At 39.2% G+C, this 23319-nt stretch carries 20 protein-coding genes; 16 read left to right on the forward strand and 4 right to left on the reverse strand.

Going from position 1 to position 23319, the window contains the following annotated elements; genetic code table 11:
• Positions 1-100 precede the first annotated feature (100 nt).
• The 4 genes from O0931_RS00805 to O0931_RS00820 all read left to right on the forward strand — a co-directional run bounded on the left by O0931_RS00805 (position 101) and on the right by O0931_RS00820 (position 4064).
• Positions 101-1204, forward strand: a complete 1104-nt coding sequence (locus O0931_RS00805) for an MraY family glycosyltransferase (RefSeq protein WP_269413664.1) — start codon at positions 101-103, stop codon at positions 1202-1204.
• A gap of 103 nt (positions 1205-1307) precedes the next feature.
• On the forward strand, positions 1308-2315 hold the full coding sequence (gap, locus tag O0931_RS00810; RefSeq protein WP_269413665.1) for a type I glyceraldehyde-3-phosphate dehydrogenase: 1008 nt from the start codon (positions 1308-1310) through the stop codon (positions 2313-2315).
• Positions 2316-2424: 109 nt separating this feature from the next.
• The gene (locus O0931_RS00815) at positions 2425-2868 is read left to right on the forward strand and encodes a GNAT family N-acetyltransferase (protein ID WP_269413666.1); all 444 of its coding nucleotides are present in this window, start codon (positions 2425-2427) and stop codon (positions 2866-2868) included.
• Between the two features lie 2 nt (positions 2869-2870).
• The gene (locus O0931_RS00820) at positions 2871-4064 is read left to right on the forward strand and encodes a phosphoglycerate kinase (RefSeq protein WP_269413667.1); all 1194 of its coding nucleotides are present in this window, start codon (positions 2871-2873) and stop codon (positions 4062-4064) included.
• 168 nt (positions 4065-4232) lie between these two features.
• Here O0931_RS00820 and O0931_RS00825 read toward each other — a convergent pair whose 3' ends face one another.
• The 4 genes from O0931_RS00825 to O0931_RS00840 all read right to left on the reverse strand — a co-directional run bounded on the left by O0931_RS00825 (position 4233) and on the right by O0931_RS00840 (position 8223).
• Entirely contained in the window at positions 4233-5084 is an 852-nt protein-coding gene (locus O0931_RS00825; protein WP_269413668.1) for a nucleotidyl transferase AbiEii/AbiGii toxin family protein, read from the reverse strand.
• Complete coding sequence (locus O0931_RS00830) at positions 5081-5719, reverse strand: type IV toxin-antitoxin system AbiEi family antitoxin domain-containing protein (RefSeq protein ID WP_269413669.1); 639 nt, start codon at positions 5717-5719, stop codon at positions 5081-5083. Before O0931_RS00830 ends, O0931_RS00825 begins: the two co-directional genes overlap by 4 nt.
• 163 nt (positions 5720-5882) lie before the next feature.
• The gene (locus tag O0931_RS00835; protein WP_269413670.1) at positions 5883-7718 is read right to left on the reverse strand and encodes an ABC transporter ATP-binding protein; all 1836 of its coding nucleotides are present in this window, start codon (positions 7716-7718) and stop codon (positions 5883-5885) included.
• A gap of 118 nt (positions 7719-7836) precedes the next feature.
• Positions 7837-8223, reverse strand: coding sequence for a DoxX family protein (locus tag O0931_RS00840; RefSeq protein ID WP_269413671.1), 387 nt, complete (start codon positions 8221-8223; stop codon positions 7837-7839).
• 403 nt (positions 8224-8626) lie between these two features.
• Here O0931_RS00840 and mraZ point away from each other — a divergent pair, with 403 nt between their 5' ends.
• From mraZ to ftsA, 12 genes are all read left to right on the forward strand, one after another.
• Positions 8627-9094, forward strand: coding sequence for a division/cell wall cluster transcriptional repressor MraZ (gene mraZ, locus O0931_RS00845; protein WP_269413672.1), 468 nt, complete (start codon positions 8627-8629; stop codon positions 9092-9094).
• Complete coding sequence (gene rsmH / locus O0931_RS00850) at positions 9084-9989, forward strand: 16S rRNA (cytosine(1402)-N(4))-methyltransferase RsmH (RefSeq protein WP_269414549.1); 906 nt, start codon at positions 9084-9086, stop codon at positions 9987-9989. The genes mraZ and rsmH overlap by 11 nt, the downstream gene beginning before the upstream one ends.
• Positions 9986-10402 (forward strand): FtsL-like putative cell division protein, encoded by a 417-nt coding sequence (locus O0931_RS00855; RefSeq protein ID WP_269413673.1) that lies wholly within the window; start codon positions 9986-9988, stop codon positions 10400-10402. The genes rsmH and O0931_RS00855 overlap by 4 nt, the downstream gene beginning before the upstream one ends.
• Positions 10392-12494: a penicillin-binding protein gene (locus O0931_RS00860; protein ID WP_269413674.1), complete on the forward strand. Its 2103-nt coding sequence runs from the start codon at positions 10392-10394 to the stop codon at positions 12492-12494. The genes O0931_RS00855 and O0931_RS00860 overlap by 11 nt, the downstream gene beginning before the upstream one ends.
• Positions 12494-13951, forward strand: coding sequence for a UDP-N-acetylmuramoyl-L-alanyl-D-glutamate--2,6-diaminopimelate ligase (locus O0931_RS00865; RefSeq protein WP_269413675.1), 1458 nt, complete (start codon positions 12494-12496; stop codon positions 13949-13951). The genes O0931_RS00860 and O0931_RS00865 overlap by 1 nt, the downstream gene beginning before the upstream one ends.
• Positions 13951-15198, forward strand: coding sequence for a phospho-N-acetylmuramoyl-pentapeptide-transferase (gene mraY / locus O0931_RS00870; protein WP_269413676.1), 1248 nt, complete (start codon positions 13951-13953; stop codon positions 15196-15198). The genes O0931_RS00865 and mraY overlap by 1 nt, the downstream gene beginning before the upstream one ends.
• An 81-nt stretch (positions 15199-15279) precedes the next feature.
• Positions 15280-16668, forward strand: a complete 1389-nt coding sequence (murD, locus tag O0931_RS00875; RefSeq protein WP_269413677.1) for a UDP-N-acetylmuramoyl-L-alanine--D-glutamate ligase — start codon at positions 15280-15282, stop codon at positions 16666-16668.
• A 14-nt stretch (positions 16669-16682) separates the two neighbouring features.
• Complete coding sequence (locus O0931_RS00880) at positions 16683-17876, forward strand: FtsW/RodA/SpoVE family cell cycle protein (protein ID WP_269413678.1); 1194 nt, start codon at positions 16683-16685, stop codon at positions 17874-17876.
• Between the two features lie 209 nt (positions 17877-18085).
• On the forward strand, positions 18086-19192 hold the full coding sequence (gene murG, locus O0931_RS00885) for an undecaprenyldiphospho-muramoylpentapeptide beta-N-acetylglucosaminyltransferase (protein WP_269413679.1): 1107 nt from the start codon (positions 18086-18088) through the stop codon (positions 19190-19192).
• 133 nt (positions 19193-19325) lie between these two features.
• Complete coding sequence (murC, locus tag O0931_RS00890) at positions 19326-20681, forward strand: UDP-N-acetylmuramate--L-alanine ligase (RefSeq protein WP_269413680.1); 1356 nt, start codon at positions 19326-19328, stop codon at positions 20679-20681.
• Complete coding sequence (locus O0931_RS00895) at positions 20674-21900, forward strand: cell division protein FtsQ (protein ID WP_269413681.1); 1227 nt, start codon at positions 20674-20676, stop codon at positions 21898-21900. The genes murC and O0931_RS00895 overlap by 8 nt, the downstream gene beginning before the upstream one ends.
• Before the next feature lie 43 nt (positions 21901-21943).
• Positions 21944-23302 (forward strand): cell division protein FtsA, encoded by a 1359-nt coding sequence (ftsA, locus tag O0931_RS00900; protein WP_056871442.1) that lies wholly within the window; start codon positions 21944-21946, stop codon positions 23300-23302.
• The last annotated feature ends 17 nt before the right edge of the window (positions 23303-23319 follow it).

The following is a 23319-nucleotide window of genomic DNA, read 5'->3' on the forward strand; positions in this document are numbered from 1 at the left end:
GGAGGTTGGATTCAAACATTCATGAGCATCAGGAACTGGCATAATGATTGTAAAAGTAATTCGAACCATTTGTTATATTTGTTAGTAAATCCCTATCATTTTGATAATAAATTTATTAAAAACACATCCTGTTTTTTTTTATCTGGCAATAGCTTTTATTGCGTATGCCATAGTGGTTCTCAGTATTCCATCAGTCATTTATACTTCAATTAAATATAATTTATTTGATAAGAATGACATGTACAGGAAGAACCATAAACACAACATCTCACGTTTAGGGGGGATAGCCATTGTTGCTAGTTTTACAATTACCACTTTGCTTTTTTCAACCCTGATAAAGTTTGAAGAAGCGAACTTTTTAATTACATCCTGTATCATACTGGCCGCTTTGGGCTTAAAAGACGATGTTTATGGAAGTAATACCAGTACAAAGTTTATACTACAATTATTAGTAGCCGTTATTTTGGTTTTCTTTGGTGGATTTAGATTAACCAGCTTATATGGCGTGCTTGGAATAGGTGATATGCCCTTGTTTTGGAGCGGAATTTTTTCTGTTATCCTCATCATTTTCTTAAATAATGCGTTTAACCTTATCGACGGTATTGATGGACTGGCAGGAACTAAAGGTATCCTGGTAAACCTGATTTTTGGCGTCTTTTTTGCCTTAATGAACCAACTACCCTATGCTTTTATAGCCTTCTCTTTAACAGGGGCAATTGCCGGGTTTTTAAAACACAACTGGTATCCTGCTAAAATATTTATGGGCGATACCGGTGCATTGATTATCGGCTTGGTTACTGCGGCATTAGCGGTTAAATTCATAGAATTAAATAAGTTTTCTTCAGGCGTAACCCCTTTTGTTTACTCCGCACCTGCAATTGCCGTGTCAATTTTAATTGTTCCGGTATTCGATTCTCTTCGGGTATTTACGGTAAGGGTGTTTAACAGGAATTCGCCTTTTAAAGGCGATAGAAATCATATTCATCACCGTCTAGAAAGGTTAGGGTTAAAACCGCCTCTGATTATCTTGACAACATCTTGTTTGAACGTCTGCCTGATTGCGATATGCATACTTATGCAGAACCTTGGTAATTTTTTCCTCATTTTCCTTATTATTGGTATTTGTGTACTGTTTGATCTTATGCTCATTTATAAACTCCGTAAGAAAGATAACCTGGCAAAAAAAGCAACAGACTTACAATAATTTTTCTTTATGTAAGCAATAACAATTTTTGCAAAGTACATCTCCTTTTTTTTATCGCCGTCAATCTCAAAATAAAGATTAATTTTGCGCTTTAATTTATTAAATGAGAATAGCGATAAACGGTTTTGGCAGAATAGGAAGAACTTTTTTACGTTTGGCTTTAGCTGAAGGTTTTGAGGTTGTTGCTATTAACGACTTATCAGAACCAAAAACAATGGCACATCTTTTTAAATACGATACGGTGCATGGCGTATATAAAGGTAATGTTGCTGCCAAGCCTGATACCTTGCTTATTGACGGACTATCAATCCCTGTTTTTTCAATTAAACACCCTATTCATTTACCATGGTCGGCTTTAAAAGTGGATATCGTAGTGGATTGCACGGGTAAAAACTTAAGCCATGAAGATGCGGAAGGACACCTGATATCCGGTGCGAAACAGGTTATCATTTCTGCTCCGGCTGCAGACGATATTCCAATGGTGGTTTTAGGCGTTAACGAAAATAAAATTGATCTGGAAGGTAAGATACTTTCAAATGCGAGTTGCACGACCAATAATATTGCGCCGATAATTAAAATATTAAACGATAACTGGGGTGTGGTAGAAGGTTATATTACAACAATTCATTCTATGACCGGCGACCAGAATCTTCACGACAGTAATCATAAGGATTTACGCAGGGCACGAGCAGCTTCGGCATCTATTATCCCGACCACTACCGGTGCCGCAAAAGCCATTACACACATTTTTCCCGAACTCGAGGGTAAACTTGGCGGAGCTGGTATTCGTGTGCCCGTTTTAAATGGTTCTCTAACTGATTTTACCTGTATTTTAAAAGAAAAAACAACTATTGAAGAAATTAATGCGGCTTTTAAAAATGCAGCAGATGGGACTTTTTCGGGTATTTTGGAATATACAGAAGACCCCATTGTTTCTGTCGATATCATAGATAATCCACATTCTTGTATCTTTGACGCCCAGCTCACCTCGATTGTAGGGGATTTGGTAAAGGTTGTGGGTTGGTATGATAATGAATTTGGCTATAGCAGCCGTTTAGTAGACTTAATAAAGAAAATAAAGGAAATTAAACAGCTGGCAGTCAACAGTTAACAATTTACAGTTAACAATTAAACAATTAACCAGTTAAACACTTAACTGTATTAACAATTAAACAATTTATACAATTAATCAGTTCGGCAATTAACCTTCTAACCAAAAAATGATGGTAAAATTCATCTCTGCAAAAGAGGTACTTCCTTTGAGAAGCCTTGTTTTAAGAAACGGAAAGTCTTTTGAGCATTGTATTTTCGAAGGGGATGAAAGTTATGATACTTTTCATTTAGGTTATGAACTGGATGGTGAAATCAGATCGGTAGCTACTTTTATGCGTAACGATTTTTTTGAAGGAGCAGGTGAAGGCTATCAGTTAAGGGGAATGGCAACACACCCCGATTTTAATGGTAAAGGATTTGGAAGCGCCCTGATAGCTTTTGCAATAGACTATTTAAAAGCATACAAAATTGCCTACATGTGGTGTAATGCTCGTTCAACAGCATCAGGCTTTTATAAAAAAATAGGTTTTACAACGGAATCACCTGAGTTTGATATACCAGGAATTGGCTTCCATTACGAAATGAAATTAAACTTAAATCAAAATAATTAAACATGAAAACAGTAGACCAGTTTAACTTTAAAGATAAAAAAGCGCTAATCAGAGTCGATTTTAACGTTCCTTTAGACGATAGTTTTAAAATTACAGATGATAAAAGAATGCGTGCCGCGCTTCCAACAATCAAGAAGATTTTAAACGATGGCGGTTCTGTAATTTTGATGTCGCACTTAGGTCGCCCGAAAGACGGACCTACTGATAAATATTCTTTAAAGCACATCATTGGTGATTTATCTTCAATGTTAGGTTTGGAAGCAAAATTTGCTGACGATTGTATCGGCGAATCTGCTGTTAGTGCAGCTGAAAACTTAAAACCTGGTGAAGTTTTGCTATTGGAAAATCTTCGTTTTTATAAAGAGGAAGAAAAAGGTGATGTTGCTTTCGCTGAAAAATTGGCAGCGCTTGGTGATGTTTATGTAAATGATGCTTTTGGTACGGCTCACCGTGCACACGCTTCTACAGCCGTAATTGCGCAGTTTTTTCCTGACGCGAAATACTTCGGCTATTTAATGGCGTCGGAACTGGAAAATGCAGAAAAAGTTTTAAATCACCCAGAAAGACCATTTACCGCAATTATGGGTGGTGCAAAGGTTTCTGATAAAATCTTATTAATCGAGAAATTATTAGATAAAGTAGACAACCTGATTATTGGCGGTGGTATGGCTTATACTTTTGCTAAAGCACAGGGTGGTGAAATCGGTACTTCTCTTTTAGAAGCCGATAAACAGGAACTTTCCTTAGAATTAATTGAAAAAGCAAAAGCTAAAGGTGTTAATTTAATTTTACCGGTTGATACGGTAATCGCTGATAAATTCGCAAATGATGCAGATAAAAAGGATGTGACCTCTGGTCAGATTCCGGCAGATTGGATGGGATTAGATATTGGCCCTAAATCTGTTGCTTTATTTCAGGATGTAATCAAAAACTCAAAAACATTATTATGGAATGGCCCGATGGGCGTTTTTGAAATGGAAAGCTTTGAGGTGGGCACTAAAGCTGTTGCAGAAGCAGTTGTTGCCGCAACAAAAGATAACGGTGCTTTTTCTTTAATTGGTGGTGGAGATTCTGCTGCAGCTATTGCGAAATTCGGAATGGAAGATGAGGTAAGCTACGTTTCAACAGGTGGAGGAGCCTTACTCGAGTATATGGAAGGTAAAGAATTGCCCGGGGTAAAAGCGATTAATGAATAAACGAGGATTAATTTCATATCGCTGAAAAGCAGCAGTCAAACTGCTGCTTTTCAGCTTTTAAGACATTGATCAAATTTGCAATAAAATAGCATTAAAGAGTGGTTTTGTACCTGGTTTAGCTAATTAAGGCATTTAAATAGATAATTTTTTCAACTATTCTTGCTTGCCCTATTCTATTTTTAATTTTGCGGTCAAGTCATGGAAATAAGCCGGAGACCATATTTCAATCAACTTCGGATCCCTTATAAACCTCGATATATCGGCTTTGACAAAATCCATTTTAACATTATCAATCTTTTCACTAAGCAATTTCCTGAACGCTTCTTCACTTATGGTTTTGCTCTTCCAGTCGCCGCTGTCTATTGCTCTGAGGAGAAAATGATTTAGATTAAGCGGGTATCCCTTTTTAATATACCATTCCATATCATACCAATCGCGTCCTTTTACATTAGTGCCCCATTTCCGGAAGAGTAGCGCGTGCATTTTTCCTGCGAACAGATTGGGAAGTGTTAGGCATTTCACATAGAATGAAAATGGCTTAATTAATAACTTTTCTTCAGTAGAGAACCCTAAAGGTGGTTTTGTATCTACTTCTAACTTGATTTTTATATTTGCTACTTCCTTAAGTCCGCTTTCCGGGATTATTCCTTCAAGCACAAGCTCTTTCCAGATTGTTTCGGATTTGAGAAAAGCTGAATTAATGTTGCTTTTTATCGTTTTTTGTTTTTCTGATATAGAAACATGCATGCCTAGAGCTTCAAATTCATGCACAATAGCTTCCTGATACTTTTCTAAGGAAAAATCTGGATTGATAGCTAAAAGTGAAAAGTCCAAATCCTCAGAGAAACGATCCAGTCCATAGAATATTCTAAGCGCAGTTCCTCCATAAAAAGCAGCCTTTTCAAAGAAGCCAGCTCGGTTAAGTCCAGCAAGGGCAATCTCTTGCATAATTTCTCTTAATGCATCTTTGGCTTCATCCCTGTTTGTTGGGTGATAGCTATCGAGCCATTCCTTTATCATAATCTTTCAATCATTTTGATTAACATTTCAAGGCTTTCCTGCTTTGGAGAATATTTTAACCAGGATGATATTGCGGTTAAGTTAAAATTGGCAACTTCACTTTCTTCCATTCTCAAATTTCCAAAAACATAGTCTTTTGCAGCAGACTGACTTCTTAATGTAATACCAGCTGTTGTGGTTATTTTATCACAAAGTGCCTTTTCTGGGTTTGCTAACATCGCATTTTGGTTTTTAGACAGGCTTACGGTATTGATACCAAACGCATAGTATGGTAATGGCAACTTAGTATAAGTATACAATCCAATTTTGGTTTTAAATTGTCTTGATGCTTTGGTTGTCATTGAAGTAACAGCAAATACCTTTTCTGGAATCAAACCGTAATAAGAGAGGGCACTTTCCATCGAAACATAGCTTGGTCCTAATATATGATTAGCGATCAACGCATTTTCTGGCCTTTCCGAACTTACCGATTGTCCAACAACATACAGGCCTTTTTTTACCGGTTCTATAAAATTATTAGCTTTCAATGATAATATTTTATCATTTGGCCGTTTGTATTCCTTCAACAAATCGGCAAGCAATTGATGTGTAAGTGGTTGATTGGCGAGATTATTTAATTTTACCCGAACATCCATATTGTAAAATATTTATAAGATAAACGGTTAAAAATCGTTTATCTTGTATCTAAATTACATAAATTTCGCAGATATACAATATGTTGATTTATTAAGTGGTGCTATTTTAGTTAGACCGATTTTATTAGAAACAATTAGCCTTGGAATAGATTAGATTTTCGATTTACTGATATCCTTTTGCCTGCAAATTAAATAACTCGGCATACCTTCCGTTTTTCTCCAGTAATTCTGTATGGGTGCCAGATTCAAGTATCGTTCCTTTTTCAAGCACCAGTATTCTATCAGCAAGCCTTGCAGTAGAAAAACGGTGTGAAATAAGTACGGCCGACTTTCCAATTGTTAATTCAGCAAAACGCTGAAAAACTTCGTACTCCGCTCTGGCATCTAATGCAGAAGTTGGTTCATCTAAAATAAGTACTTGGGCATTCTTCATATAAGCCCTCGCTAATGCAACTTTTTGCCATTCGCCGCCCGATAACTCCACACCATCATTAAATTTCCTGCCTAACGATTGCTCGTAGCCAAGCGGAAATTTAGCAACTAACAAATCAGCCAGACTTTGCTGAGCCGCCGTTGTGATAAGATTTATGTTATCAAGTTCACCAATATTTCCAACGGCAATATTTTGAGAAAAAGTCATCTGATAGCGGATATAATCCTGAAAAATAATACCCATATTATGCCTTAAATCTGCCAGGTTATAATTCTTTAAATCCTGTCCATCCAGCAATATCCTTCCTTCGGTTGGATCATAAAGTCGGGATAATAGTTTTACCAGCGTTGTTTTGCCTGCGCCATTTTCGCCAACCAGCGCAAGCTTTTCGCCGGGTTTAAGTGTGAGGCTTAAATTGCGGCAGGCATATTTTGGAGCATTCCGGTATTGGAAGCCAACATTTTCAAAAACAAAGCCAACCTGAATAGGATTCGGGAAAGGTAAAGGATTATCCGGTTGGGTAATTCTTGGTTTAATTTCAAAGAACTCTATAAAATCATTCAGGTAAATTGCACCTTGAGATACCATGGTAAAACGAGACAGCATGGTTTCCATTAAGCCACTTAATTGCCTGAAGGAGCCGGCTAAAAAGGTTAAACTACCAATTGTTGCCTTGCCGTTTATGGTTTGATAGATGATAAAGCCATATGCGCCATAGTAGCCTATCGTTCCCATTATGGAGAAAAGTGTACCCCAGCCGGAGCGGCTTACGGCCAGCTTACTGTTATCCGCATAGAACTTATCCGAAAGCGTTTTGAATCGGTTGATAATGAATTCTGATAAGCCGAAAACTTTAACTTCCTTAGCAGTTTCATCACTTGCGCCGAGGTAGCGTACATAATCCAGTTCCCGTCTTTCTGGTGTCTGACTTCTGGAAAGTGCATAATTTCTGCTGTTAAAATAGGATTCTCCTAAAAACGACGGGATTATGGCAAGCAACAACATTAATATAAGCCACGGGTTAAAGGCAATTAACCCGGTTAAAAGAAAAGCCATGGAAATAAAATCCTGTAGCTGACTCATTACCTGGGCAAGTAAGATCGTTCTGCCTACGGTTTGCTGCCTGGCTCTTTCGAGCTTATCATAAAATACTGAATCTTCGAACTGATCCAAGTCCAGCTTGGTTGCATGCCGCATGATGCGCATCGAGGTGTGGTTGGAAAACAAATCACCAAGCAGGCTATCCGTCAGGTTAATCATTCTGTTTAACCCATCGGTAAGTACAGCCAACGCGAATTCAAGTCCTACAAGTTCCCAGAGTCTATTGTTGTCTGCATGAGCGGTTCCTGAATTCAGGGCAACCACCTGATCAATGATAAGCTTACCGGTATAAAGCAGCGCTACAGGCATGGCTGAACGAAATATCCGCAGAATCAGGCTGATGAGCGTTTTTTGCGGACTGCTCTCCCAAACCATCTTAAAGAATACAGGCAGATTTTTGAAGGATAGAAGGCGTTGCTTAAACGTAATTTCCTCCATTTTTATCGTATTCCTGTTTTTCGCCATATCAGTCTCTTGTGTTGCTCAAATATAAATGATTCTTCGATGGCGGAATACTAAAATACAAATCTTTAATTAAGTAAATGTTCCTGGTGATTATGTGTATAATGTCAGGTGAATTAACTCAGTTATCTGTACTTTTTAAAGCCCAGTAAACAAGTGCGGGTTGAAAGAATAATCTGGCTAATCTTTTAGCATTGGTATCTAAACCGAAAGTACTTCTTCTGTTTTTGTATTGTGCAATATTGCCGGGAAAAACAGCTATAAATAAGCCCGCTGCTATTTTTCCAATGGTTTGCTCATGCTTTTCGGGTGCTAAAATCAGCGCAGTGCCTAAAGCAATTTCTACGAAGCCAGATTGTACAACAGCATTGTCTTTTTCCAAAGGAACCCAATCCGGAACCTGCGCCCGGAATGCTTTTCTTGCAAAAGTAAGGTGGCCGATGCCTGCAAATATTAATCCTGCACCTAATAGAATTTTAGTGGTTTTTTTAATACTTTCTTCTTTCATAATTCTATCAAATGCTTAATGCTTATCTCGTTAACAAATGCAGTTGATTAAAGTTGTGATTCTTTAATTTAATTCGGCAATTGCCTGTCCGAAATAAATAATATATGTGCATAAAATTTTGGCTCAATGCATACATAATGTCCTTAGCTTTGGTCTTTTTAAACTTAAGAATGAAAAAAATATTCGTGGTGGGATTAAATTTTTTAAAATGCTAATTTTTGTAGTTAACTCGCTTTTTACCAGTGATTAAGCAGTTTTTATAATTTTTCAGATAGTTTCTTTTCAGTCTGTTTGGGGGACAAAGTGGGAGAAAGTATATGTGGAAAACTTTTTTGTGGTAAAAAGTGGTAAAAAGTGGTAGAACTATTTACTTTTACACTACATAAAAAGTGTAAATGCCACTATGACCCATCTTTTAGGAGAATTTGATTGTAAACTTGACGCAAAAGGCCGCTTAATGGTTCCTTCTGCGCTTAAGAAACAATTGCCTGATGTGGAGCGGGAAGGGTTGGTTATTAACCGCGGTTTCGAAAAAAATTTAGTCATCTATCCGAAAAGTATTTGGGATGGAATCGTTGCGCAGTTAAGCACACTTAATGTTTATGATGAAGAGAATCGAAAGTTCATCAGGGCATTTACCCGAGGTGCCACAGAGTTAAGTCTTGATGCGGCCGGCCGTGTATTGTTGCCGAAATCACTTACGGAATATGCGGGTATCGGGACAGACATCATGCTTGCCTGCCAGTTAGATCGCATTGAGGTTTGGGATAAATTAGCTTACGAAGACACTTTGGATGGTACGCCGGCAAATTTTGCTGCGCTTGCTCAAAAGGTAATGGTTGATAAGAAAGGAGGAGCCGATGGATTATAATTACCATGTTCCTGTAATGCTTCAGCCTTGTATCGATGGTTTAAATATTAAGCCGGATGGGGTTTATGTAGATGTTACTTTTGGTGGCGGTGGCCATTCAAAAGAGATTTTAAAACACCTTGGTCCCAAGGGCAGGTTGGTTGCTTTCGATCAGGATCCGGACGCGCAAGCAAATATACCGGTTGATGACAGGTTCATCTTTATCGATCAGAACTTTGGTTTCCTGAAAAATAATCTTCGCCTTAAAGGTTTCAAAGAAGTTGATGGGATATTAGCCGATTTAGGTGTTTCATCTCACCAGTTTGATGTGCCTGAACGTGGTTTCTCTATTCGCTTCAATGCGGATTTGGATATGCGCATGGATCTGAACGGCAATTTAACGGCTGCGGAGGTTTTGAATACCTATTCAGAAGATAAGCTTCATAAAATATTTGGCATTTACGGCGAGGTTAAAAACGCAAAGTCTTTAGCCCGTGCTGTTGTAACGGCTCGTTTGGATAAGCCTTTTACAGATATAAATAGTTTTAAGGCTGCGGTTTCGGAATATATCCCGAAAGGAAAAGAAAATAAATATCTGGCCCAGGTTTTTCAGGCTTTACGTATTGAAGTAAATGCCGAAATAAAAGTGCTTGAAAGTTTTTTGGAGCAGGCTGCTGATGTGTTAAAACCGGGTGGCCATTTGGTGGTGATGTCTTACCATTCGCTGGAAGACAGGCCTGTTAAGAATTTCATGGCGAAAGGCAAATTTCAGGGTGAAGTTGAAAAAGATTTTTTTGGCAATCAGCAAAAGCCGTTTAATGTCGTAACACGCAAAGCGATAATGGCTTCCGAAGAAGAAATCGCCCGCAATAACCGGGCTCGTAGTGCAAAATTAAGAATAGCGGAAAAAATATGAACAGGTTTAGAGAAGATGAAGAGGAAATCGGACCTGAACCTGAACTAAAGGTGAAAGCCGAAAAAATAAAAACAGAAGAGGATAAAAGGTTTAGCGAGACTTTTATCGGAAAGTTTTTTACAGAGGGTGTAATATCAAAGGAAGCGGCAACAGATGCATTGCCGTTTTTATGCTTTCTGGCCTTTTTAGGAATGATTTACATCGCTAATAGTCATTTTGCAGTGAACAATGTTCGCCGCATTGATAAGTTAAATAAAGAAGTTAAAGAATTACGTTGGGAATATAAATCCTTAAAAGCCGACCTCATGTTTAAAAGCAAATTAACAGAGGTTGCCAAAAAGGTTGATACCCTTGGAATAAAAGAATTAATTGAACCACCAAAAAAAATAATTGTTAAAAGCGATGAATATTAGAGCAAACATCTTGCTTCGTGTATATCTGGCATTTGGCTTAATTGTGCTCTTTGCTTTGGCGGTATTTTTACGCCTTGGCCAGGTGCAGTTTGTACAGGGACATAAATGGAAGGCTATGGCAGATAGTCTTTCAACACGTTATATGCCTGTTGAGGCAACCCGGGGTAACATCTATTCAAATGATGGCAGCTTGCTGGCAACATCCGTTCCGGAGTATGAGTTACATATGGATATGTTCGCAGGTGGTATTGCAGACGACAAAATTTTTAATGAAAAAGTAGATTCCCTTGGGATGAAACTCGCTGATCTTTTTAAAGATAAATCGGCAAAAGAGTATTGCAGGATGTTGCGCAAAGGTCGTCAGGATAGTGCCCGTTATTTATTGATACATCGTAAAGTAGGTTATTCGGATTTAAAAATCATCAGAACTTTTCCATTATATAACATTGGTAAATTCAGCGGTGGCTTAATCGCCGTTCAGCAAAACAAACGCATTTTGCCTTTTCAGGCATTGGCCGCCCGTACCATTGGGTATAAAAATGCCAATGTAAAAAATGGAGTTGGTTTGGAAGGTGCATATACGGATTACATCAACGGAGAAACCGGTAAAAGATTAATGCAGCGTATTGCAGGCGGTGTTTATGTACCTGTTAATGATGAAGAGGAAGTTGCGCCTAAAGACGGCGCGGATATCATTTCCACTATTGATATCAATATGCAGGATTTGGCACAAAGTGCTTTGGAAAAGCAGCTTATAAAATACAAAGCCGATCACGGTACGGTAATCGTTATGGAAGTTGCAACCGGAGAAGTAAGGGCTGTGGCAAATTTTTCTAAAGTAGAAGAAGGTGTTTATAAAGAGAAATTCAATTATGCCATTGCCGGCAATCAGGATCCGGGCTCAACCTTCAAGCTGGCATCCTATATGGCCTTACTGGAAGATAAACTGGTTGATACCAATACCATGGTGGGAACTGGTAATTATCAGATTCCTGGCAAACTAATTACGGATTCGCACGGCAGTATTGGTGTGGTAACCGTGAAAAGAGCTTTTGAAGAATCATCGAATGCTGCCATATCTTACTTGGTGAACTCAAATTACCGGGATAACCCGATAAAATTTACGGATCATTTATATGATTGGCATTTAAATAAAAAAATGGAGCTTCAGATACCAGGTGAAGCTACGCCGGTAATTAAAAACCCCAAAACAAACAAAAGCTGGAATAAGAACATGACCCTGCCGCAAATGGCTTACGGATATGAAATGCAGTTAACTCCTCTTAAAATGTTATCATTTTACAATGCGGTAGCGAATAATGGTAAATACATTGCGCCGATTTTTGTTAAAGAAATCAGAAGACTGGGTAACCCGATTGAGCAGTTTAAGGCAAGGGTAATTAACGAGCAGATTTGTTCGGATGTAACCCTTAGTAAAATTAAAAAAATGCTTGAGGGTGTGGTGACAGAAGGTAGTGGAAAAACTTATGTCTATAACCCATTGTATAAAATTGCCGGTAAAACCGGTACGGCGCAAGTTGCTGATGCAAACAAAGGCTACAAGGCTAACAAGCAGTATCAGGCTTCTTTTGTAGGTTATTTTCCTGCTGACAAACCTAAATATTCTATGATTGTGGTGATTAACGATCCTAAGGGTGGTTATTATGGTGCGCTGGTTTCCGGACCTGTGTTCAGGGAAATTGCCGACAGGATTTACGCCAGCGATATGCAGATGTATAACGATGTTCCAACGACTTTAGTTGGCAACACAGGCAATCCGCCAACAAAAGCCGGTCAGAGTAAGGCGACTCAAAAGGTTTACAAGGCATTTGGCTTTAAACCGCTTTTTGCATCAAAATCTGAATATTATAATACGATTGATACCAGTGCCGGAACCATTTTTCAGGAGAACAATGAACGTAAAGGTGTTATGCCGAATGTAGCGGGAATGGGTTTAAAAGACGCGCTCTACCTGCTTGGAAACGCGGGGTTAAAAACACGGGTTACAGGTTCGGGCAAAGTAATCAGGCAATCCGTTCAGGCGGGAACAAAAGTGAGTAAAGGTTTGCAAATAGATATACAATTAGATTAATGCAGTTACAGGATTTACTATATGGCGTAACAATAAAGGAATTGGTTGGCAGAACCGACAGGGAAATTAATGAACTGACGTTTGATTCCCGTAAGGTAACCACTAACGATGTATTCTTTGCAATTGTCGGAACTGCGGCCGACGGGCATCTTTTTATCAATCAGACCGTTGAGCAAGGTGCGAAGGTTATCATCTGTGAAAACCTGCCTGAAATTGATAATTTCGATGTTACCTATGTAAAGGTCGATAATTCTTCAGTAGCCCTGGGGATTATGGCTGGTAATTTTTATGGTAATCCTTCCAAAGAATTAAAACTAATCGGTATTACCGGTACAAATGGTAAGACGACGATTGCAACTATTTTATTTAAGCTTTTTAAAGATTTAGGTTATAAAACAGGACTGCTGTCAACAGTAGAAAACTATATAAACGATGTAATTGTAGCGGCAACACACACTACGCCAAATCCGATTGCACTAAACGGATTGCTTCGTGATATGGTTAATGCGGGTTGCGATTACTGTTTCATGGAAGTAAGTTCTCATGCAGTGGCTCAACACAGAATAGAAGGACTGGCTTTTTCAGGTGGCATTTTTTCCAATCTGACACACGACCACCTGGATTTTCATAAGACTTTTGAAAGTTACCTGAAAGCAAAGAAAGCGTTTTTTGATGGTTTGCCTAAATCGGCTTTTGCCTTAACCAATATCGATGATAAAAACGGTATGGTAATGTTGCAAAACACCAAAGCCTATAAAAAAACATATGCTTTAAAACAGCTTGCAGATTTCAAGGCCAAAATAATTGAGAACCAGTTCAGCGGTTTGCATCTTGATATCGACAACGAAGATGTTTACTTCAAACTGGTTGGTTCTTTCAATGCGTATAATCTACTTGCAGTTTACGGAGCTGCCATTCTTTTGGAACAGGATAAACTGAAAGTACTGACGTTATTGAGCCGTTTAACCGGTGCCGAAGGTCGTTTTGATTACATTACCTCGCCAGATAAAATCATTGGTATAGTCGATTATGCGCATACGCCTGATGCGGTGCAAAATGTACTGAGCACAATTGCAAACATAAGAAAAGGTACGGAACAAGTAATTACCGTTATCGGCTGTGGGGGCGACAGGGATAAAACCAAACGTCCGGTGATGGCACAAGTGGCCTGCGACTGGAGCGATAAAGTAATCCTGACTTCCGATAACCCGCGGACTGAGGATCCTCAAACCATTATTAACGAAATGGAAGAGGGTGTTTCACCTACAAATAAACGTAAAACGATATCCATTTTGGATAGAAAGGAAGCAATTAAAACAGCTTGCCATTTAGCGCAGAGCGGCGATATCATTCTTGTAGCCGGAAAAGGCCATGAGAAATACCAGGAAATTAATGGCGTGCGTAACCATTTTGATGATAAAGAAATTTTACTAGAACAATTAAACCCTCGCAGCTAATGTTATATTTATTATTCGAATACCTGCATAAGCATTACGACATACCCGGATTAAGGTTGTTCCAGTACATCACTTTCCGTGCTTCAGTTTCTATTATTCTCTCTTTAATCATTACAACAGTTTACGGTCGTAGGTTAATAGATTATTTACATAAAAAGCAGGTTGGAGAAACGGTGAGGAATTTAGGTCTTGAGGGCCAGATGCAAAAGCAAGGAACGCCGACAATGGGTGGAATCATTATTTTGCTCGGTATTTTAATCCCGACAATTCTTTTTGCAAACATCACAAACGTTTATGTTATCCTGATGATTATAACCACCATCTGGATGGGTGCCATCGGTTTTCTTGATGATTATATTAAGGTTTTTAAAAAAAATAAGGAAGGTTTAGCGGGTCGTTTTAAAATTGTTGGTCAGGTTGGCTTGGGCTTAATTGTAGGCTGGACCATGTATTACAACCCGAATATTGTTGTTCGGCAAACGGTTCAGGATAATGTAAAAACAACAGATGCGGCGCCAATGGTTTTAAGGCAGAAAGGCGAAACTTTTTATTATACGCAAGACGTAAAATCGACCAAAACAAATATCCCATTTTATAAAAATAATGAGTTTGATTACGCCAAAGTGTTGAAGTTTTTAGGTACAGGCTATGAAAAATATGCTTTTCTTGTTTTTCTGGCTTTCACGGTTTTCATCATTACAGCGGTTTCAAACGGCGCAAATATTACTGATGGAATCGACGGTTTAGCAACCGGCACATCAGCCGTTATTGGTACTACGCTTGGCATTCTGGCCTATGTATCAGGTAACGTTGGTTTTGCCGATTACCTGAATATCATGTACATCCCGAATTCGGGTGAGCTGATGATTTTTGCGGGTGCCTTTGTTGGCGCATGTGTAGGTTTCCTTTGGTATAATTCTTACCCTGCTCAGGTTTTTATGGGCGATACAGGAAGTTTAGCGATTGGAGGAATCATTGCATCATTTGCCATCATGATTCGTAAGGAATTATTGATTCCAATACTTTGTGGCATTTTCCTAATCGAGCTGGTTTCGGTAATCATGCAGGTTTCTTATTTCAAGTACAGCAAAAAGCGATTCGGGGAGGGCAGGCGAATTCTGCTCATGGCACCCTTGCACCACCATTACCAGAAAAAAGGCTATCATGAAGCAAAGATTGTAACCCGCTTCTGGATTATCGGGATTATGCTGGCCATTATGACGATTGTAACATTGAAATTGAGGTAGAAAAGGTTATCCGTTGACCGCTTTCGGCAACCTACACGAATAACGACAAACGAAACACGAACAACGAACAACGAAAAAAAAATGAATACGAATCAAAATACAACAAACAATCCTCAGCCGGCAATGGCAGGGCAAAGTTGTGTTGTCATTTTGGGTGCGGGTGAAAGCGGTGTAGGTGCAGCCAGGCTGGCACAGCAAAAGGGTTTTGATGTTTTTGTTTCGGATTTCGGCATAATAGCCGATAAGTATAAGGCTGCGCTTGAAAAATTATCTGTTCCATTCGAATCTGGACAACATACGGAAGAACGGATATTAAATGCAACAGAAGTGATAAAGAGCCCGGGAATTCCGGCGACTGCACCAATTATCAAAAAACTGGTTGCAAAGGGAATTCCAGTGGTTTCGGAAATTGAGTTTGCCAAAAGATACACCAATGCGAAAACAGTTTGCATTACGGGGTCCAACGGTAAATCGACTACAAGCTTACTCACCTACCACATTTTGAAAAATGCAGGTTTGAATGTGGGCCTGGCTGGTAATATCGGTAAAAGTTTTGCTGCCCAGGTGGCAGAAGAAAGTTTCGACTGGTATGTGCTTGAAATATCAAGTTTTATGCTCGATAATATGTTTGCCTTTAAAGCAGATATCTCGGTACTGTTAAATATTACACCTGATCATTTAGACAGGTACGATTACAAATTGGAGAATTATGCAGCATCTAAAATGCGCATCATTCAAAATCAAACAGCAAATGATGCTTTTATTTATTGTGCTGATGATGAAGAAACTTTAAAAGCCATGGAAGGTATAGAACTTCAGGCAAAAACATATCCTTTTTCAATTTTCAAAGCAATTGAAAAGGGTGCTTATTTAGAAAACGATACAATACACATCCTTACAGAACCAAATAAAGAATTTACCATGTCTATTTCAGAATTAGCCTTGCAGGGCAAGCACAACATTTACAACTCTATGGCTTCAGGTATTGTGGCTAAGGTTTTGGAGTTAAGAAATGAAACCATTCGCGAGAGTATGGCAAATTTCAAAAATATTGAGCACAGGCTGGAGCATGTGGCCAAAATTTCGGGTATTGATTTTATCAACGACAGCAAGGCAACCAATGTGAATTCCACCTGGTATGCGCTGGAGAGCATGACAACTGATGTGGTTCTGATCATGGGCGGCGTTGATAAAGGCAACGATTATAATATGCTGAAGGATTTGGTGCACAGTAAGGTAAAAGCAATTGTGTGTTTAGGGAAGGATAATAAACGCATTCACGATGCATTTGAAGATGATGTTGAGGTGATTGTAAATACATTTTCAGCAGAAGAAGCAACGCAGATTGCCTTCCATTTAGCTAAACGGGGAGATACGGTGTTGCTGTCTCCTGCATGTGCAAGTTTCGATTTGTTTAAAAATTATGAAGACCGTGGCAACCAGTTTAAAGCGGCCGTAAAAGAATTATAGAAGGAGGTTTAACAATGTTTCAAACGCTACTTAATAAAACAAAAGGCGACAGATGGATATGGTTAATCATTATCCTGCTTTCGCTTATATCTGTAATGGCAGTTTACAGCGCTACAGGCACGCTTGCTTATAAACGTGGAGAAGCTGTTGAAAAATTGCTGTTAACTAAACACCTGATTTTTGTTTTATTGGGCATCGGTATGATTTACATATCCCACTTGCTGGATTACCGCTACTATGCCGGGATTTCGAAGATTCTGATGATAGTTACGATTCCCTTATTGCTTTATACCCTGATTTTTGGCGCTAATGTTAATGACGCATCCCGCTGGGTGAAGATACCGGTAATTGGATTGACCTTTCAAACATCCGATTTAGCGAAACTTGCCCTGATTACCTTCTTAGCCCGAATGTTAACTAAGAAGCAAGAGAACATTAAAAACGTGAAAGAGTCATTCATTCCGATAATGGGCTCAGTTTGTGTGGTATTCGTATTGATTGCATTGGCGAACTTATCAACCGCATTAATGCTTTTTGGCGTTAGTATTTTGCTTTTAATTATAGGCCGTATCAGCATCAAGCAAATCTCGCTGGTTTGTGTTGGCGGAGCTATATTATTGATGTTTGTTGTTTTCTTAGGTCCGAGGAGAGCAACTTATGCCTCCAGGATTAAGTCTTTTCTTCATCCGGAGATGCAGCATTCAGACAAGACTTTCCAGGCAGATCAGGCAAAAATTGCCCTGGCTACTGGTGGTGTTTTCGGTAAAGGACCAGGTAACAGTACACAGCGCAATTTCCTTCCGCACCCTTATTCGGATTTTATTTTCGCCATTATTATTGAAGAATGGGGAACGTTTGGGGGATTGGTGATTATGATGCTTTACCTGGTGCTTTTATACCGATGTATAAAAATTGTAACCCGGGCGCCTAAAGCATTTGGCGCGTTACTCGCTGCTGGCCTGAGTTTCAGTTTAACTATACAGGCTTTTGCAAATATGGCTGTAGCAGTAGGCTTAGGTCCGGTTACAGGTGTTCCGCTCCCGTTGGTAAGTATGGGTGGAACATCAATGATTTTTACCAGCGTGGCTTTCGGTATTATATTAAGTGTAAGCCGTGATGTGGAAGAAAACGTAGCCGGTAAAACGGTAACAGATAAAACAAAAGTTAGTAATAAAGTAATAGTTGGCGAAATACCGGCGATGGCTTAGAAAAAGCTGAAAGCGAAAAAGAATTTAAGAAGTACGGCAACATTAAATTACTTCGTGTCTTAGTGACTTTGTGTTAAAAAATATAAAATAAAACCTCAGTGCCCTTTGTGAAAACTCAGTGTCGTCTGTGGTAGAAAATAGAAGTAGAGCTTTAGCGTGCTTGGTAATAAACTTAGCGCTCTTTGCGGTTAAATAAAATAATTAAAAAAATGAATAATTCCCCAAAAATTATCATATCAGGAGGTGGCACAGGCGGGCACATATTTCCCGCCGTTGCCATTGCCAATGCGTTGAAACGCTTGGTGCCTGGCTGTGAAATATTGTTTGTGGGCGCAACGGGCCGTATGGAAATGGAAAAAGTTCCGGCAGCCGGATATAAAATTGTTGGCTTGAACATTAGTGGTATTCAGCGGGGTTCGATTGTAAAAAACCTGGCACTGCCATTTAAAGTGCTCGGCAGTGTGAGGGCCGCAATACAATTGATTAAGGATTTTAAACCAGATGTTGTTGTTGGTGTTGGTGGTTATGCCTCAGGTCCGCTATTGTATGCTGCATCATTAAAAGGCATTCCCTATCTCATACAGGAGCAGAATTCGTATGCGGGAATAACCAATAAATGGCTGGGCAAAAAAGCTTCAAAAATATGTGTGGCTTTTGATGAAATGGAGCAGTTCTTTCCGGCTGAAAAGATTTTGAAAACAGGAAATCCGGTTCGTCAGGAGGTTGTTGATATTAAAGGAAAACATTATTCAGGAGCAGAGCTTTTAAAGCTCGATCCGCAGAAAAAAACAATTCTGGTTACCGGCGGAAGTTTAGGTGCCGGAACATTAAATAAAAGTATCGAAAAGCATTTGCCTGAAATTCTGGAACAAGATGTTCAGGTCATCTGGCAAACCGGTAAATTTTATTATAAGGCCATTATCGAGAGGTTAGGCCTGGATTATCATCCGAATGTGCGCATACTGGAGTTTTTGAATAAGATGGATTTAGCTTATGCGGCCGCAGATGTAATTATCAGCAGGGCAGGCGCAGGCACTATAGCCGAACTTTGCCTGATTAAAAAACCGGTTATCCTGGTGCCTTCTCCAAATGTGGCTGAAGATCATCAAACCAAAAATGCATTGGCACTGGTAAAAAATAATGCTGCAGTATTAATAAACGACAGGTCTGCAGAAGATACGTTGGTAATTGAAGCATTGAGGCTGTTAAATGATAAAACCTACAGTGCAACGCTTTCTGAAAACATCGGAAAGATGGCTTTGCCGCAGGCAGATGAAATTATTGCAAATGAAGTGTTAAAACTGATAAAAGCTTAATGGCTAAAGTGGAAAGCATAAAGCTGAAAAAGACAGAGTTAGAGAAGGCGTTAGAAATGTATAACATAAAATAGAAATTACGGTAGAAAGGAAAGCTTTAAGCTTTAGTCTTTCTGCTTTTAAGTGTATAAAAATGGAGTTAAGTAAAATAAACAGAGTGTATTTCGTGGGTATCGGTGGTATCGGTATGAGCGCTATTGCCCGTTATTTTGCTAAACGCGGTCAGGCGGTTTGCGGTTATGATAAAACCCGTACTAAATTGACGGAAACGTTGGAACAGGAAGGTATTCTGATTTCGTACCTGGATGAGGCCGCGGCATTGCCATGTGCTTTTTTGGATAATCACGAAGATACGCTTGTTGTTTATACGCCTGCAATTCCTAAGGATTCCAAAATTTTAAATCACTTTAAAAATAAAGGCTTTAGTTTAAAAAAACGTTCAGAAGTTTTAGGGATCATCAGCAGAGGCATGTTCTGCATCGCAGTAGCCGGCACCCATGGAAAAACAACAACGTCCTCTATCGTGGCACATATTTTAAAAGATACAGGTTACGATTGTACAGCGTTTTTGGGTGGTATTACCAGTAATTACAACAGCAATGTTTTATTTGGTAAAAATAATGTAATGGTTGTGGAAGCGGACGAATATGACCGGTCGTTTCTGACTTTGCATCCGGATGTCGCGGTAATTACCTCAATGGATGCCGATCACTTAGATATTTACGGCGATAAGCGCCAGCTTGAAGAATCTTTCCAGCTTTTTGCAGGGCAGCTAAAACCTGGTGGTCAGATTTATGCGCACGAAGGTCTTCCCATTATAAACAGTACGAGCTATGCAGCGAATTCAACAGCGGATGCCAAAGCTGAAAATTTAAGGGTAGAAGGTTCAAAATTTGTTTTTGATTATTCGGACCGCACAACAAGTATCAAGAACCTGAGTTTGATGTTGCCTGGAAAGCATAATGTAGAAAATACTACCGTCGCCATTGCCATCGCTTTACAGCTTGGCATCGATACGGAGAAGATTAAGCAGGCAGTTGCAAATTTTAAAGGTGTGAAGCGCAGGTTTGAATACATTGTAAACAACGATAGCCAAATTTACATTGACGACTATGCGCATCATCCGGAAGAATTGAAGGCATGTTTTGATGCCGTAAGGCAGTTATATCCTGATAAGAAATTGACAGTGGTATTTCAGCCGCATTTATTCACCAGAACGAGGGATTTTGTAGATGAATTTGCAAAAGTTTTAGGCACGGCTGACGAATTGATGCTGCTGGAAATTTATCCTGCAAGGGAATTGCCCATTGAAGGGATTAATTCGCAGTATTTACTCGATAAAATAACATTGGCAGATAAGAAAGTATGCGGAAAAGAATTTGTTATTCAGCATGTTAAGCAAGTAAAACCTGAATTAATTTTAACGGTGGGGGCAGGCGATATTGATACATTAATTGAACCTTTAAAAAACACATTGAACAATGCTTAAGCGAATAAACTGGAGCGCAATTTTTACCGGCTTTGCATGGCTGATTAGTCTTGCAGGTGTGGTGGTGCTTTTAAGTTTCATCAGCGTAAAAAAGCAAGGCGTTAAATGTACGGAGGTAAAAATATTAATTCCCGGTGCCGATAATTTTATCGAAAGAGAAGAAGTTGATCAGATTTTGCGGGAAGACCAGGGTGTTTTGGTGGGCAGAAAGCTTGAGCAGATTAACATTCATCAAATCGAACAGAAACTAAGGGCTAACCCATATATCGGCTTTGCCAAGGTTTACGCGGATATGGACGGTGTGCTGCGAATTGAAATTAAACAACGCCAGCCAATTTTAAGAATACTGAATTTGATAGGGCAGGACTTTTATATAGATAATGATGGATTAAAAATGCCGATTTCTCCAAACTTTACGGCCGATGTACTTGTTGCTACAGGCAATATTCAGGAGGTTTTTGGAAGCCGCATCGATACCTTGCGGACACAACTGGCTCGTGATTTATATAAAACCGCACAGTACATCAAAAGAGATACTTTGTGGGATAATCAAATTGAACAAATTGCTGTTAACGAAAGAAATGATATGGTATTGGTACCAAGGGTAGGCGATGAAACAATTATATTGGGTAGCGCAGATTCTCTGGATGTGAAAATGAAAAATCTTAAGGTTTTTTATAAACATGCTTTACCACAGGTCATCGCAAGAAAATACAGAACGATAAACATAAAGTACACCAATCAAATTGTTTGTGAAAAAAGAGATTCTTCATTAATTGCAAAAAAAGACAGGATACTTTCCGGTGCCGACAGTATTAACATAACCAGAAAGGTTTCTGATTCCTTAATCCGTAGTTCAATTGCAGGTGCAATGAAAAGCGATGGTTTACAAGACGACCGGAATGCGGAACAAAGGGAGGAAAAGCCGGTTACAGTAGCGAAACCCAAGCCAGCAACGGTGCCGGAGGTTAAGCCTAAAACAGTGGCGGCAAAATCTGAAGTAAAAAAGGAAAAACCTAAAACCGAAAGCCCGAAGCCAGCAGTAAAGCAGGAGCAGCCAAAGGCAAATGAAACGAAGCCGGCGCCAAAAAAGGAAAAGCCTAAAACTGCCGAACAAAAACCAGAAGTGAAAAAAACACAAACTTTTGCCGAGAAAATGGCAAAACAACAAGCTGAAGCCAGGCAGAAGTCGGCAACAACAGAAAAGAAAAATAAATAAGTCCCTGAAAAATAAAATATATAACTCAACAAAATTAACGAATATGGACAAGGCAAAATTTACTAGTCAGTCTCCAATTGTAGTTGGCCTGGATATCGGTACTACAAAAATATGTGTTATCGTAGGCCGCAGAACACAGCATGGCAAAATAGAGGTCTTAGGCATTGGCAAAGCCGAATCTGCAGGGGTAACCCGTGGTGTGGTTTCTAACATTCAGAAAACCGTACAAGGTATTGCGCAGGCCGTGGAAATTGCCAGCGGACAATCCAATGTAGAAATACAGGTGGTAAATGTGGGTATCGCTGGTCAGCACATTAAGAGCTTACAGCACCGTGGTATTTTAACCAGAAGGGAGTTAAATAACGAAATTGGTAAAAAAGACATCGATAAATTAATCGATGATATGTTTAAACTGGTTATGCCTCCGGGTGAAGAGATAATTCATGTTTTGCCACAGGAATTTACCATCGATAACGAACCGGGTATTAAAGACCCGATTGGTATGGCGGGCGTTCGTTTAGAAGCGAATTTCCACATCATTTCCGGTCAGGTAACCGCCGTTAAAAATATCATCAAATGTGTAAACAATGCAGGCCTTCAGACTCAGGATTTGATTCTTGAGCCCCTGGCTTCTTCTGAATCGGTGTTGAGCGATGAAGAAAAAGAGGCTGGCATCGCCTTGGTTGATATAGGTGGCGGAACAACCGATATTGCCATTTTTCACGAAGGGATTATTCGTCATACAGCCGTTATTCCATTTGGTGGTAATAGTGTTACGGAAGACATCAGAGAAGGTTGCTCAGTAATGCGTAATCAGGCGGAGTTATTAAAAACACGTTTCGGTTCTGCTTTGGCCGAAGAGAATAAAGAAAATGAGATTATCTGTGTACCGGGATTACGCGGAAGAGAACCGAAAGAAATTTCTGTTAAAAACCTGGCTTACGTTATTCAGGCCCGTATGGAAGAAATTATCGAGCATGTTTACTATGAAATTAAAGCATCAGGTTACGAGAAAAAACTCATTGGTGGTATTGTAATTACAGGTGGTGGTGCTTTGCTTAAACATTTAAGCCAGGCGGTAGAATACGTGACCGGTTTAGATTGCCGCATCGGTTATCCGAATGAGCATTTATCTAAATATGAGGATATGCCGAAAACGATTTACGATGATTTAAAAAGCCCGATGTATGCAACCAGTGTTGGCTTATTAATCAAAGGAATTCAAAAAGCAGAAGAACTGATTGAAGAGATGAAGCAACCGGGTGTTTTTGTTGAGAAACCTAAAACAGCTAAAGAAAAAGAAAAACGCGGACCAGGCTTATTCGATAAATTACTTGCAAAAACCAGAACTTTCATTCAGGATGATATGGATGTAAGCGATGAAGATTACCTTAAAGGATAGTTTTTTTTCAACAAAAC

This window comes from Pedobacter rhodius, from assembly GCF_027213645.1.
Taxonomy (GTDB): Bacteria; Bacteroidota; Bacteroidia; order Sphingobacteriales; family Sphingobacteriaceae; genus Pedobacter; species Pedobacter rhodius.